The organism is Massilia sp. Mn16-1_5, assembly GCF_004798585.1.
Classification (GTDB): Bacteria; Pseudomonadota; Gammaproteobacteria; order Burkholderiales; family Burkholderiaceae_D; genus Telluria.
This window is the reverse complement of record NZ_PPXQ01000026.1, coordinates 1-14189: the sequence shown is the minus strand read 5'-3', so window position 1 is coordinate 14189 and position 14189 is coordinate 1. Positions and strand designations below refer to the sequence as shown.

Here is a 14189-nt window from a genome sequence, read left to right as displayed (position 1 = left end):
ATCCTCACCCGCCCCCGCTGGCGGTCTCGACAGCAGGGCCGGTGTGCCGCACCCTCATGAGAAAAACTAACAGGAGCCACCATGAAAAGTCTCGGAAATCGACTCGGCTGGGCGGCGCTCTCACTCCTCGGCGCCGGTGCGCTCGCTTACGTTGCCTTGCGCCGTGGCGAGTCCATCAATGCCGTCTGGGTGGTTGCGGCCGCCGTCTGCGTCTACCTGATCGCCTACCGTTTTTACAGCCTCTACATCGCCACCAAGGTGATGGGCCTCGACCCGGGCCGCCAGACCCCCGCCTATAAATACAACGACGGTCTCGACTACGTCCCCACGAACAAGTACGTGCTGTTCGGCCACCATTTCGCCGCGATTGCCGGCGCAGGTCCCCTGGTCGGTCCCGTGCTGGCGGCCCAGATGGGCTATTTGCCGGGCATGATGTGGATCCTTGCCGGCGTCGTCTTCGCCGGCGCGGTGCAGGACTTCATCGTCCTGTTCATGTCGATGCGCCGCGACGGCCGCTCGCTGGGCGACCTGATCAAGTCCGAAATGGGCGAGATCCCGGGCGTGATCGCCCTCTTCGGCACCTTCATGATCATGGTCATCATCCTCGCGGTGCTGGCGCTGATCGTCGTAAAGGCCCTGACCGGCTCTCCATGGGGTACCTTCACCGTGATGGCGACGATCCCGATCGCGCTCTTCATGGGCATCTACTCGCGCTACGTCCGCGTCGGCCGCATCGGCGAGATTTCCTTCATCGGCTTCATCCTGCTGATGCTGGCGATCGTCGGCGGCCAGTGGGTGCACGATTCGCCCACCCTCGGCCCGATGTTCACCTTCACCGGCACCGAACTGACCTGGATGCTGATCGGCTACGGCTTCGTCGCCTCCGTGATTCCGGTCTGGCTGCTGCTGGCGCCGCGCGATTACCTGTCGACCTTCCTCAAAATCGGCACCATCGTCGCGCTGGCCATCGGCATCCTGATCGTTGCGCCGCACATGCAGATGCCGGCCGTGACCCGCTTCGTCGACGGCACCGGCCCGGTCTGGTCGGGCAACCTGTTCCCCTTCCTGTTCATTACCATCGCCTGCGGCGCCGTCTCCGGCTTCCACGCGCTGATCTCCTCGGGCACCTCGCCGAAGATGATCGAGAACGAAACCCACGCCCGCTTCATCGGCTACGGCGCGATGCTGATGGAATCCTTCGTCGCCATCATGGCGCTGGTGGCGGCATCGACCATCGATCCGGGCATCTATTTTGCGATGAACGCGCCGGCCGCCGTGCTCGGCACCACCGCGCAGAGCGCAGCGGCCGCCGTCTCGAACTGGGGCTTCGTCATCACGCCCGAGATGCTCACCCAGACCGCCAAGGACGTCGGCGAGCACACCATCATCTCGCGCGCCGGCGGCGCCCCGACCCTGGCCGTCGGCATGGCCAACATCCTGGCCAACGTCGTGGGCGGCAAGGCGATGATGGCCTTCTGGTACCACTTCGCGATCCTGTTCGAAGCCCTGTTCATCCTGACCGCGGTGGACGCCGGCACCCGCGCCGGCCGCTTCATGCTGCAGGACCTGCTGGGCGCCTTCGTGCCATCGCTCAAGCGCACCGAGTCGCTGCCGGCCAACCTGCTGGCCACCGGCCTGTGCGTCGCGGCCTGGGGCTACTTCCTGTACCAGGGCGTGGTCGATCCGCTGGGCGGCATCAACACCCTGTGGCCGCTGTTCGGCATCGCCAACCAGATGCTGGCCGGTATCGCGCTGACGCTGGGCACCGTGGTGCTGTTCAAGATGAAGCGCGGCCAGTACGCCTGGGTCACGATCGTGCCGACCATCTGGCTGCTGATCTGCACGCTGACCGCCGGCTGGCAGAAGATCTTCCACGAAAACGTGAAGGTCGGCTTCGTCGCCCATGCGCAGAAGTTCCAGGCCGCGCTCGACGCCGGCGAGGTGCTGGCGCCGGCCAAGTCGCTCGACCAGATGCGCAGGATCATCTTCAACGACTACGTCGACGCGACCCTGTGCGGCTTCTTCATGGTCGTCGTCGTGGCGGTGCTGGTCTACGGCATCCGCACCGTGATCAACGCCCGCAACAGCGGCAACCCGACGGTGAAGGAATCGCCGTTCGTGGCCGCGCCGGCCGCACAGGTGCAGTGATGTTTGCCACCCTCGCCCAGGCCGGCAAGTACCTCGGGCAAAGCATGCGCCTGATGGTCGGCCTGCCGGAGTACGACACCTACCTCGCGCACATGGAGCGCGAGCATCCGGACAAGACGCCGATGACCTACGAGGAGTTTTTCCGCGAGCGTCAGGAGGCGCGGTATGGTTCGGGCCGCAGCGGGGGCTGCTGCTAATTGTTGTACCGGTGGACGGCGCTGCCGTCCACCTCCCCCTTCCCTTCTGCTTTGCGCCATCGCAAAGCCACACCTCTCCCTCCCACGTAATATTTTTTCCTGCAGGAATTTGCATTTCTGCAAGGAGGGCATGCGCACGCACATCGCGCCGGCCCGCTCAACGATGCCGCTCCTGCCCATCTTCCATGCCGACCTTCGCGCGCTCCAGCCTGTACCGCACCCTGACGACGATGTCGCTGCTGTCGACCGGCGTCGCACTGGTCTGCGTGTTCGTCGCCTTTACCGTCGCCTCGGTACTGAACGGCCGCGCCAACGAAGGGCGGCAGCTCTCTTCGCTGGCCGGCGTGGTCGCCGCCAACAGCGCCGACGCCCTCGTGTTCAACGACCGCAGCCTGGGGCGCACCTTGCTCGCCTCGCTCGAAGCGAAAGGAGAAATCTCGCGCGCGGCCCTGTACGACCGCAAGGGCAAGCTGTTTGCCGCCTACAGCGCGCCCGGCCACGCGGGCGAGGAGCCGGCCGCGCTGCTCGCTGCGATCGACGAGGCAGCCCTGGCGCGGGCCAACCTCGAGACCGCGCGCCTGTGGTCGCCGCGCATGCGCCTGTACCGCCAGGTCGCGGGCGACCGGGCCCAGGTCGGCGTGCTGGTGATCGAGGTCGACCTGCTGCCGATGTGGCGCGACATCCTGCGCAGCAGCGCCGTGCTGGCGGCGGCCATGTGCGCCTCGCTGCTGGTCTCGCTGGTGCTGGCGCGGCGCTTCACGCGCAGCATCGCGGCGCCGGTGACGCGCCTGATCCAGACCGCGCAGGAAGTCTCGAGCAGCCAGAACTACACCTTGCGCGTGCCGCACGAACGGCGCGACGAACTCGGCATCCTGATCGACAGTTTCAACGACATGCTGGCCCAGATCGAAGGCCGCGGCGCTGCCCTCACTCTGCACCGCGACGAACTCGAACGCCAGGTGTCGGTGCGCACCGAGCAGCTGGAGCGCGCCAAGAACGCGGCCGAGGCGGCCAGCCGCGCGAAGAGCGCCTTCCTCGCCACCATGAGCCACGAGATCCGCACCCCGATGAACGGCGTGCTGGGCATGACCGAGATGCTGCTCGGGACGCATCTCACCGAGGCCCAGCGCAACTACACGCGCCTGGTCAAGCGCTCGGGCGAGCACCTGCTGGTGATCATCAACGACATCCTCGACTTCTCGAAGATCGAGGCCGGCAAGCTCACCATCGAGTACATCAACTTCAACCTCTGGGACCTGCTGGAAGACATCCACACGGTCTACACGCCGCAGGCCCAGAACAAGGGCATCGCGCTCGACTTCGACATCGCCAACGACATCCCGGTGGCGATCTGCGGCGATCCGAACCGGCTGCGCCAGATCATGGCCAACCTGCTCGGCAACGCAATCAAGTTCACCGAGCAGGGCCGCATCGTGGCCCGGGTGCGCGTCGCCAGCGAGGACAGCCAGGCCGTGATGCTGCGCTTCGAGGTGCATGACACCGGCATCGGTATCTCGCGCGAGGCGCGCGGACGCCTGTTCGAGGCCTTCTCGCAGGCCGACGATTCGACCACCCGCAAGTTCGGCGGCACCGGCCTGGGCCTGGCGATCTCGAAGCAGCTGGTCGAGCTGATGGGCGGCGCGATCGGGGTCGACAACGGGGCCAAGCAGGGCTCCGTGTTCTGGTTCACGGTCAGCTTCGACAAGCGCCGCGTCGACCCTGACGCCCCTGGCGGCCAGCAGCACACGCTCGACGGCATGCGCGTGCTGGTGGTGGACGAGGACGAAACCACGCGCATCGCCCTGGAACGCCACCTGGCCGCCTGGGACCTCGCCTGCGAAGGCGCCGCCGGCGTGCGCGCCGCGCTCGACCGCCTGGCCACCAACGCGCGTGCCGGCCAAGCCTTCGACGCCGCCGTGATCAACATGGAGCTGACCCAGTCGAGCGGCCTGCTGCTGGCCGCGACGATCAAGGCCGATCCCCTGACGCGCCCGACCCGCATCGTCCTTCTCAGCCCCGAGCACCTGGCGGCCGATCCGGTCCAGCGGCGCGAAGCGGGCGTGGCTTACCAGCTGATCGAACCGGCGCGGGCGGCCGACCTGTTCGCCTGCCTGGGCACGCGCCCGCGCGGCATCACCGCTCCGGCGCCGCAGTTCCTGCCGCCGCCTCAGGCACCACGCAGCGATGGCGGCGCACCGAACTTGCGTGTCCGGCGCGTGCTGCTGGCCGAGGACAACCCCGTGAACGTCGAAGTGGCGAAGGCCATGCTCGAGAGCCTGGGCCTGCAGGCGCAGGTGGCGCGCAACGGCCAGGAAGCACTGGAGGCCACGCGCAGCACGGCCTTCGAAGCGGTGCTGATGGACTGCCAGATGCCCGTGATGGACGGCTTCGCGGCGACCGCCGCGATCCGGCGCGAAGAGCAGGAAGCGGGCCGCCCGCGCACCCTGCCGGTGATCGCGATCACGGCGAATGCCCTGCAGGGCGACCGCGAAGCCTGCCTGGCCGCCGGCATGGACGACTACCTGTCGAAACCCTTCACCCAGGCCGAGCTGGCCGGCGTGATCGGTCGCTGGATCGCCCTGCCCCTGAGCGCCAGCGTGCACCACGAGGAAGCTGCGCCGACCCTGCCCCTGGAGGCGCGCGAAGTGATCCAGCGCGACGTCATCAACGCCAAGGCGCTGGACAACATCCGCGCGCTCAGCCAGCAAGGCGGCGACGCCCTGGTGCAGAAGGTGGTCGCGGCCTACGTCGGCGACACACCCCAGCACCTGCGCACGCTGCGCGAAGCCGTCGGCGGACAGGACGCCGCGACCATCCGCCGCGTCGCGCACAGCCTGAAGTCGGCCAGCGCCAACGTCGGCGCCGACACGCTGGCGCGCCTGTGCAAGGACCTCGAACAGATGGGCCGCAATGCCAGCGTGGCCGGCGCGGCGCCCCTGCTCATCGACATGGAAGAGGAATTCCAGGCAGTGCGGGCTTCATTGAACGGCTTGTTAGAGAAGGAAACATGATGCGAGTCTCCCCTTCCCCACAACGCGGTGCTCAGCGCGGTATCGTGCTGATCGCAGACGACGATCCGGTGATGCGCCTTCTGATGCTCGAGATGCTGCAACAGGTCGGGTTGGAGGGCATCGAAGCGGCGGACGGACGCGAAGCCGTGGCGCTGGCCGCGGCACGCCGCCCCGACCTCATCCTGATGGACGTCGAGATGCCGCACCAGGACGGCTTCGCGGCCTGCCGCGCGATCCGCCGTAGCGAGGGTCCAGGCGCCTCGGTGCCGATCGTGATGGTCACCGGCGGCGACGACATCGAAGCCGTCACGAGCGCCTACGAAGCCGGCGCCACCGACTTCGTCTCGAAACCGATCAACTGGCCCATCCTCGGCCACCGCGTGCTCTACGTGCTGCGCGCCAGCGACGCCATCGCGCGCCTGCGGATTGCCGATGCCCAGAACCGCGCGGTGCTGGCCGCGATTCCGGACACCTTCTTCCGCATGAACGGCGACGGCTTCTACCTCGACTACGAGCCGGGCCGCGGCTTCCCCAGCCGCGAGCGCGACGGCGCGGTGCCGTTTACCAGCGAGCGCTGCGTCGGCCGCCACATCACCGAGGTGCTGCCCAAGGACATTGCGGCGCGGGTCATGGCGCAGCTGGGCGAAGTGCTGCGCAGTCAGCAGATCCGCTCGATCGAATACGAGCTGCTGCGCTTCGGCGCGACCCAGCATTTCGAGGCGCGCCTGGTGGCCACCGGCCCGTCCGAGGTGCTCGGCCTGGTGCGCGACATCAGCGAACGCAAGCGCAGCGAGGAACAGATCCGGCGCCTGGCCTATTGCGACAGCCTGACCGGCATCCCGAACCGCCAGGCCTTCCTCGAAACCCTGGAACGCGAGCTGCAGCGCTCGAAAGTAGGCAACAAGAAGTTCGCGGTGCTGTTCATGGACCTCGACGCCTTCAAGCGCATCAACGACACGCTCGGACACAATGTCGGCGACCACCTCCTTAAAATCGTCTCCGAACGCCTGCGCGAGACGATCCGCCCCAGCGACCTGGTGTCGCGCGGCGAAGCGGCGCCCGACGGCGTACCCGATAACGATTCTTCAAGCACCAAGTTCGCGCGCCTGGGCGGCGACGAATTCACGATCCTGATTCCCGACCTCGAGCGGGTCGAGCATGCGCTGAATGTCGCGCACCGCGTGAAGGAAGCAATGCGCCGGCCCTTCCTCATCGACGGCAACGAGATCTTCGTCACCGCCAGCATTGGCATCTCATTGTTCCCGGAAGACGGCGATGATTGTAATTCACTACTCAAATTCGCCGACACGGCGATGTATCACGCCAAGAACTGCGGCAAGAACAACGCCAAGCTGTACAGCTCTTCACTGACCATGCAGATCATGAGCCACGTGAAGCTCGAGGTCGGCCTGCGCAAGGCCCTGCAGAACGACGAGCTGTACCTGCTCTACCAGCCCCAGCTGGATGTGCGCTCGCTCGAGATCGTCGGCGTCGAGGCCCTGGTGCGCTGGCGCCATCCGGAGCGCGGCATCATCTCGCCGACCGAATTCATTCCGCTGGCCGAGGAGACTGGCCTGATCGTGCCGATCGGCGAATGGGTGCTGCGCACCGCCTGCAACCAGGCGCGCGCCTGGCAGCATGCCCTGCGCCGCTCGGTGCGCATGGCGGTGAACCTCTCGGCCAAGCAGTTCAAGGACGAGAACCTGTCGCAGATCGTACTGTCGGCGCTGGACGAGACGGGACTCGACCCGAAGCTGCTCGAACTCGAGCTGACCGAGGGCACGCTGATGGACGACGCCAAGGCCACGCTGGCCACGCTGGAACAGCTGCGCGGAATCGGCGTCTACCTGTCGATCGACGATTTCGGCACCGGCTACTCGTCGATGAATTATCTAAAACGTTTCGACGTGCGCGCCCTGAAGATCGACCGCAGTTTCATCTGCGGCCTGCCCCAGGATTCGGAAAACGCGGCCATCACGCGCGCCATCATCGCCATGGCCCACGGCCTGAAAATGGCGGTGGTGGCCGAGGGCGTCGAGACCGACGAGCAGCTGGTGCTGCTCGAGCAGTTCGGCTGCGACCTGGTGCAAGGCTACTTCCTCGGCCACCCGTCGAGTGCGGACGCTATCACGCAGATGCTGCGGCAGCTGCCTGCCGTACTGCCGGCGCCACCCGTGCTGCCTGCCCTGCCTGCACCCTGACGAGCACCACGGTCAAGGCGCCGGGGCCAGCGTCAGCGTATGGCGCGCCGGCCCCGGCAGCAGCGGCTGCGGCCGGCCCTGCACCCAGTCGGCGTGCCCGTACAGGAACCAGGGCGACAGGGGATGGCCGCTCTGCCCGCCCGGCATGTTGTACAGCCCGCGCTCCTCGTGTCCCGGCGAGACCGTCATCCGTTCCGATTGCCCGAACTTGGGGCCGGCCACGCGCGGCATGTGGGAATCGCCCGCCAGCTGGTCGGGCGGCACCCCGAGCCAGCTGCCCAGGGCCGGCACGGCCAGCGCGATCGGATGGGCGAAGGCCGCGGTATTGCGCGCGCCCCAGGTTGCCGACGCCAAAGGCACGCCATCGCGTTCCAGCTCCGCCAGCACGCGGTCGATCGCGGCCAATTGCAGGTCGCGCCAGCTGCGCTGTCCGGGCGGCAGCCAGCCGGCCGGCTGTTCGTCCAGCAGGCGCGCCACCAGCGCCGGCCAGCGCGGATTGGCCAGCGCCATCGTCGCCTTCGGATCGAGCTGTTTGAGCTGCGCGTCGACGCCCGCGAACAGGATGTCGTGCAGCGCCCACATGAAGTTGCGCGCCAGGCGGTAGCCGACCGAATCGACACCGGCGCGGCCGTTCCAGCTGGCCTCCAGCAGGCGCCGGAATTCGGCGCGGCGCGGCTGTCCCGCCAGCGCCGCATCGTCCAGCACATTCAGCGCGCGCTGGCGCCACAACGCGATGAACAGCGCACGGTCGTCGAGCGCGACGGCAAAGGCGCCATGTTCGTCTGTGCGCGGCCCGAGCTCGTGCAGGCGCTGGCGCAGCTGGCTGCTGCGCGCGCCCAGGTCGAAGCCGCCATCGCCCAGCAGCGTACCCGCGCCGCCCAGCAGCTGGCGGCTGTTGGCGGTCGAGAGCTGGCCGTCCGCCGGGTTGAGCACGCGCGGATACGCTTCGGCCGGGAGCAGGCCGTCCCAGGTCGCCACGCCTTCGCCTGCGAGCATGGGAAAGCTGGCACCGTCGATACCGGCCGGGCGGTGCGGCAGGCGGCCGGCGATGGTCCAGCCGATGTTCCCGGCAGCGTCGCCGGCGATGAAATTCTGGGCCGGGATGCCGTCGATCGCGGCCACCGCCAGCGCCGCGTCGAGCGTGTCCGCGCTTTCCAGGCGCAGGTGGTTCAGGTTGACGGCGCCCGGCGCGTGCGCGACCCAATGCAGCGCGTAGGTCTTGCCGCCGGCTTCGCGCAGCGGTCCGAAGCGCGTCTCGCGCACGGTCAGGCGTTCGGCCGGCGCGCCTTTTACGGCGATCGTCTCGACGTGCACCTCGGGCTTTTCCCAGCCTTGCGGCGTGCGCACCATCCCGGGCTGTTCCGGCGCGACGCCGACTTCGACCAGGTCGAGATAGTCGCCATAGCTGTTGGTGAACCCCCAGGCCACCTTGCCGTTGCTGCCGGCGATGATCAAGGGCGGCGCGCCCGGCAGCGTCACCCCGACCAGGCGCCGCTGTCCACCCTGCCCGCTTGGCCAGACCAGCGCCAGCCGGTACCAGATGTTGGGCAGCTGCAGGCCCAGGTGCATGTCGTCGGCGACGATCGCCGCGCCGGTCGCGCTGCGGCTGCCGGCGATCGCATAGTTATTGCTGCCGACCATGTCGCCGCGCCCGAGCAAGGCCAGCGACGCCGGACGCTCCCCTGCCATGCCCCACCAGGCAGGCGCGCTGTCAGGGGCCGGTGCCTCTTTCGGCGCGGCGGCGCCATCGAGCGGCGCGTCCCAGCGGCTCGCCTGCGGCAGCAGGAAGGCCAGCTGGGCCGGATCGCTGTGCGCGCGCAGCCAGCCGCGCGCCAGTTCGCGCGGTTCCTGGTTGCCCTGCAAGTCGATGTACATGGCCCACACGGCCAGCAGCGAATCCTCGGCGCGCCACGGCCTCGGCTGCGTACCGGTCAACAGGTATTCGAAGGGCCGCGCGCCGAGCGCGTTCAAACCATCGTTGACGCCGGCGACGTAGCGTTCGACGAAGGCGCGTTCGCCCGGCGTCAAAGCCGCCAGTGCGCGCACGGCGCGGGCGCGGAAGCGGTGCAGGCGGCGCGCGCGATCGAGCGGCAAGGCGCGCGGCCCGAACAGCTCGGCAAGCTCGCCGCCGGCCGTGCGGCGCAGCAGATCCATCTGGAAGAAGCGCTCCTGGGCATGCACGAAACCGGTCGCATAGGCCAGGTCGAGGCGGTTGCCGCCCTGGATCAGCGGCACGCCGGCCGCATCGCGCGCGACCGTCACCGGGGCCGCCAGGCCACGCACATCGCGCGTCCCGTCGGCTTGCGCCAGGCTGGCGCGCAGCAACAGCCAGGCGCCGAGGCAGGCCAGCAGCACCAGTCCAAGCAGGATGAGCGCCAGGCGCCCCGTCCAGGTTTTCCAGCGGCGTGCTCGCATGTGGTCTCCTTGTTATTTTTTTGGACGAATGATCTTGCCAGAAAAACCATAGTCGAGGAGGCCGCCACACGCACTCATGTGCGGTGCATGGCTGCGGCCGGCTGTCCGATTGGACCGAATCGAGCACTGTTCTGATTCTTGCGCTAAGCTCGAAACCAGGAAAGTTCACCGCAAAAGGAGCTCGCAATGCGTACCTTCATCATCCTATCGGCAGCGCTGCTGCTGGGCGCCTGCACCACTCCTCAGGAACGCGCGGCACGCAAACAGGCGGAAATGACCGAGATGATCGCCGTGTATGGACCGGCCTGCGAACGGCTCGGCTTTGCCGTGCAATCCGACCCATGGCGCAACTGCATCATCAACCTCAGCACGAAAGACGACGTGCAGCGTTATGGCAGCTATCCGGCCTACGGCCCGGGCTGGGGCGGACGCTATTGGGGCGGCGGGTTCTGGGGGCGCGGCTGGTAAGAGGCGCTTCCGGCGTCTGGCCGCGGATTACAGGACCGTTCCGGACGCAAGATTGCGCGCCACCAGCCGCCGCGCACACTCGGCTTTCGTGACCGCCTCGCGCGTGGCGAGCATGCGCTCGACCAGGCGCTGGGCATGCGCGACCAGTTGCGGGTGACGCACATCGGGCGGATGCAGGGACAGGCGCATCAGCGGCGACTGCACCATGCAGCGGGCGGCCGCGCTGGCCGCCAGCGGCGACAAGGCGCGCCCGAGGGCGTTCCTGGCCGTGTACACGAGCGAGGGCGCGAACACCGACCGGCCCTGGCGCAGCAGGTGAAAGCGGGTGAAGGTCGTCGTGTACGAGAATGCGAATTCGGGCAGCACGCGCCAGGAGGCGTCGCCCAGCAGCCAGGCCGGCGGCACGAAGCCGTCCACCGGCCAGTCGCGCTGGCGGAACCATTCCAGGCCCAGCGCGATCCGCTCGCGCGCTTCTTCCGCGGCCAGGGCCGCGAACTCGCCTTCGCGCTGGGTGTAGACGCCGCGCAGGAAACGCTGGCGCAAGCCGCTCGCCGTGCGCGCCGTATCGAGATGGGTATAGCCGTGCAGCGCCAGCTCGTCGCCGTGCGCCAGCGCGGCATCCAGGCCGCGCCGCATGGGGCCTTCGTCATCGAGGCGCTCGTGGTAGCGCGGCACGACCAGCCAGGTCAGGCGGATCTGGGCCACCTGGCGCATGGCCCGCGCCAGGCGCGCGCATTCGTCCCAGGTGCCGGGCGCGACGTCGTGGATCGACACGCACAGCATGGGCTCCTCGGTTTCTTCACGCGCCAGATGCCGCTCAATCGGTGACACAGATGCTCCTCGCTCCGGGTTCGTCCTGGCCGCGCATGCCGAGCACGGCCTGGTAGCGCCGCATCACCTGCGGCAGGATCTGGTTCCAGTCGTAGTACTCGGCCGCCTTGCGGCGCGCGTTGGCGCCCAGCAGGGCCAGATCGCGCTCGTAGATGGCTTCGATGGCGCTGGCCAGGCTGTCGACGCAGTTGGGCCGGGCCAGGATGCCGGTGTCGCCGTCGACCAGCTCGGCCACTCCGCCGCCGCTGGTGGCCACCACCGGCAGGCCGCAGGCCATGGCCTCCAGCACGATCAGGCCGAAGGTTTCGCGGTCGCCCGGATGGACCAGCACGTCGCAGCTGGCCAGCAGGCGCGCCAGGTGGCGCTGGTTGCGCTTGAAGGGCATGTAGGTGATCTGCGGATAGCGCGGCAGGTCGCGCCCGCCGCCGATCATCACCAGGTGATAGGGCCGGCCCAGCTTGCGCACGGCTTCGATCAGGAGCGGCAGGTTCTTCTCGACAGTGAAGCGGCCGGCGTAGACCAGCAGGCGCGCATCGCCTGGCAGGCGCAGGTGGGCGCGCAGGGTCTCGACCCGGCGCGCCGGATGAAAGACACTGCTGTCGATGCCGAGCGGCTGGTGGCAGGCCCCGGGCACGCCCATCGCGTGCAGCTGCTCGACCATGACGCGGCTGGGTGCGAGCACGAGGTCGAACTGGCGGTACAGGTGGGACAGGTATTTGCAGGTGACGCCCTCGGCCGTTTGTCCGAAACGCGGACGCACCAGGCGCGGCAGGTCGGAATGGTAGAAGGCGATCGCCGGCACGTCGAGGCGGCGCCGCAGTTGCAGGGCGGCCCAGGCGCTGTGGCCGGCGTCGCCGACCTCGATCAGGTCGGGCGCGGCCTGGCGCAGCAGGCGTGCGGGCGCACGGACCGAGGTCGGCATGCGAAAGCCGTTGATGCCCGGCAGCGCGAACGCGGGCACGCGCACCAGGGCCGGCGCTTCGCCGCCGCTGTCGACGTTGGGGCTGAGGATGGTATGCCGGACGCGGCTGTTCCGCGCCAGCCAGCGTGCCTTGGCATTCAAATAGGTGCTCACGCCATTGCCTTCGGCGGCGTAGAACATCGTGATGTCGACTAGGTGCATGCTCGCAGGTCCGCTTAAGGTCAACCCCACGATAGCAGCGGACTTTCGATGCCGATTGCGCGCACGCAAACGGCTGCCGCCTCTAGCGGCTACTGAGGTCTTGGCAGAAGATTATGCACTGCGGCGATCGAGCATGGCGCGCGCGATGGTGCCGGCGTCGACGTACTCGAGCTCGCCACCGACGGGCACGCCGCGCGCCAGGCGGCTGACCTTCAGGCCGCGCGCCTTGAGCATTTCGCTGATGTAGTGGGCGGTCGCTTCGCCCTCGTTGGTGAAATTGGTTGCCAGTACGACTTCGCCGACGACGCCGTCGGCCGCGCGCCCGACGAGTTTGTCGAGGTGCAGGTCCTTGGGACCGATGCCGTCCAGCGGCGACAGCCGCCCCATCAGCACGAAGTACAGGCCCTTGTAGGTCATGGTCTGCTCGATCATGATCTGGTCGGCCGGGGTCTCGACGATGCACAGCAGCGAGCGGTCGCGCGCCTCGTCGGCGCACATCTCGCACACTTCGGTGTCGGCGAAGGTATTGCACATGGCGCAGTGGTGCACCGAATCGACCGCCTGGTAGAGCGCGCGCGACAGCATGGCCGCACCTTCGCGGTCATGCTGCAGCAAGTGAAAGGCCATGCGCTGGGCCGACTTGGGGCCGATGCCGGGCAGGCGGCGCAGCGCCTCGGTCAGGAAGTCGAGGGACTTGGACATGTGGGGCGGTGCGCGCTGGTCAGGCTGTGAATCGTGTCGCCGATCAGAACGGCATCTTGAAGCCGGGCGGCAGGCCAGGCATGCCGGCGGTCAGGCTGCTCATCTTCTCGGCGGAGGTGGCTTCGGCCTTGCGCACGGCGTCGTTGAAAGCGGCGGCGACCAGGTCTTCCAGCATGTCCTTGTCGTCGGCCAGCAGCGACGGGTCGATCTGCACGCGCTTGACGTCGTTCTTGCAGGTCATCGTGACCTTCACCAGGCCGGCACCCGACTGGCCTTCGACTTCGATCTGGGCCAGCTGCTCTTGCGCCTTCTTCATGTTGTCCTGCATGGCTTGCGCCTGTTTCATCAAGCCTGCGAGCTGGTTCTTCATCATGGTGTAGTTCTCCAATCAATCGTTTATATAAAGGGTGCTCAGACCGGCGGGCGCACCGAGCCGGGAACGACGAAGGCGCCGAAGGTACGCTCGAGGTCCTGCACGAAAGGATCGCCGGCAACGATGGATTCGGCCAGGCGCTGGCGCTCCTCGCGCGCGGCCTTGGCTTCGGCGCTGGCGGTGTACCAGACCGGCCCGATCTCGGTCTCGACCGTGATGCGCTTGCCGGCAAAGACTTCCTGCAAGGCCGCCTGCAGTTTTTCGCTGTTGCCGCTGGCGCGCAGGGTATCGACCGGCACGCGCAGCTTGAACACGGCCGAGGCCGCGTCGGCGTGGCAATCGATCAGCTCGGTCTGCAGGGCCAGTTGCTGCGACACGCCGCGCAGCGGCAGGCCGGCGGCCAGGGCCGGCCAGTTGCCGTCCCAGTCGAGCGCCGGCACGGGCGTCACGACGTATTCGTGCGGCGGCCTGGCCGGTGCACGTGCGACTGGCGGGGCACTTACCGGGGCGGTAACAGCGGCAGCCTCGGAGGCCACCGCGGTATCGTCGGAAAATTCGGTGACCCAGGACGGCGGCTCGTCGCTGTTGTCTTCCTGTTGCCGGGCCTGCGCCTGCGGACGCGCCATGGCCTGCGGCTGCTGTCCGCCGGACCAGGGTGGCGGCGTGGCGCCGGGACGGGCGCCCTGCGCGGCGGCGGCGGGCGGTGCCGATGGGGCGCCG

Annotated in this window: 10 protein-coding genes and 1 pseudogene; 5 read left to right on the top strand and 6 right to left on the bottom strand. The window is 68.2% G+C overall.

Annotation, left to right across the window (positions count from 1 at the left end; genetic code table 11):
- Positions 1-81: 81 nt before the first annotated feature.
- The 4 genes from C2862_RS22895 (at position 82) to C2862_RS22880 (ending at position 7557) form a co-directional block, all read left to right on the top strand.
- The gene (locus C2862_RS22895; RefSeq protein ID WP_136223011.1) at positions 82-2148 is read left to right on the top strand and encodes a carbon starvation CstA family protein; all 2067 of its coding nucleotides are present in this window, start codon (positions 82-84) and stop codon (positions 2146-2148) included.
- Positions 2148-2345 carry a YbdD/YjiX family protein gene (locus C2862_RS22890; RefSeq protein WP_136223010.1) on the top strand — a complete coding sequence of 66 codons (198 nt, stop codon included), beginning with the start codon at positions 2148-2150 and terminating at the stop codon, positions 2343-2345. The genes C2862_RS22895 and C2862_RS22890 overlap by 1 nt, the downstream gene beginning before the upstream one ends.
- 185 nt (positions 2346-2530) lie before the next feature.
- Entirely contained in the window at positions 2531-5356 is a 2826-nt protein-coding gene (locus tag C2862_RS22885) for a response regulator (RefSeq protein WP_136223008.1), read from the top strand.
- Positions 5353-7557: a putative bifunctional diguanylate cyclase/phosphodiesterase gene (locus C2862_RS22880; protein WP_373888276.1), complete on the top strand. Its 2205-nt coding sequence runs from the start codon at positions 5353-5355 to the stop codon at positions 7555-7557. The genes C2862_RS22885 and C2862_RS22880 overlap by 4 nt, the downstream gene beginning before the upstream one ends.
- A 12-nt stretch (positions 7558-7569) precedes the next feature.
- Here C2862_RS22880 and C2862_RS22875 read toward each other — a convergent pair whose 3' ends face one another.
- On the bottom strand, positions 7570-9972 hold the full coding sequence (locus tag C2862_RS22875; RefSeq protein ID WP_136223006.1) for a penicillin acylase family protein: 2403 nt from the start codon (positions 9970-9972) through the stop codon (positions 7570-7572).
- 186 nt (positions 9973-10158) lie between these two features.
- Here C2862_RS22875 and C2862_RS22870 point away from each other — a divergent pair, with 186 nt between their 5' ends.
- Positions 10159-10440 carry a hypothetical protein gene (locus C2862_RS22870; protein WP_136223004.1) on the top strand — a complete coding sequence of 94 codons (282 nt, stop codon included), beginning with the start codon at positions 10159-10161 and terminating at the stop codon, positions 10438-10440.
- A gap of 27 nt (positions 10441-10467) precedes the next feature.
- Here C2862_RS22870 and C2862_RS22865 read toward each other — a convergent pair whose 3' ends face one another.
- The 5 genes and pseudogenes from C2862_RS22865 to C2862_RS22845 form a co-directional block, all read right to left on the bottom strand.
- Positions 10468-11271 carry a polysaccharide deacetylase family protein gene (locus C2862_RS22865; RefSeq protein ID WP_229467568.1) on the bottom strand — a complete coding sequence of 268 codons (804 nt, stop codon included), beginning with the start codon at positions 11269-11271 and terminating at the stop codon, positions 10468-10470.
- On the bottom strand, positions 11258-12394 hold the full coding sequence (locus tag C2862_RS22860; RefSeq protein ID WP_136223002.1) for a glycosyltransferase family 1 protein: 1137 nt from the start codon (positions 12392-12394) through the stop codon (positions 11258-11260). Before C2862_RS22860 ends, C2862_RS22865 begins: the two co-directional genes overlap by 14 nt.
- Before the next feature lie 111 nt (positions 12395-12505).
- Positions 12506-13096: a recombination mediator RecR gene (gene recR / locus C2862_RS22855; protein WP_136223000.1), complete on the bottom strand. Its 591-nt coding sequence runs from the start codon at positions 13094-13096 to the stop codon at positions 12506-12508.
- Positions 13097-13139: 43 nt separating this feature from the next.
- Complete coding sequence (locus C2862_RS22850; protein WP_136222998.1) at positions 13140-13469, bottom strand: YbaB/EbfC family nucleoid-associated protein; 330 nt, start codon at positions 13467-13469, stop codon at positions 13140-13142.
- A gap of 38 nt (positions 13470-13507) precedes the next feature.
- Positions 13508-14189: pseudogene (locus C2862_RS22845) on the bottom strand (DNA polymerase III subunit gamma/tau); the annotation flags it as partial.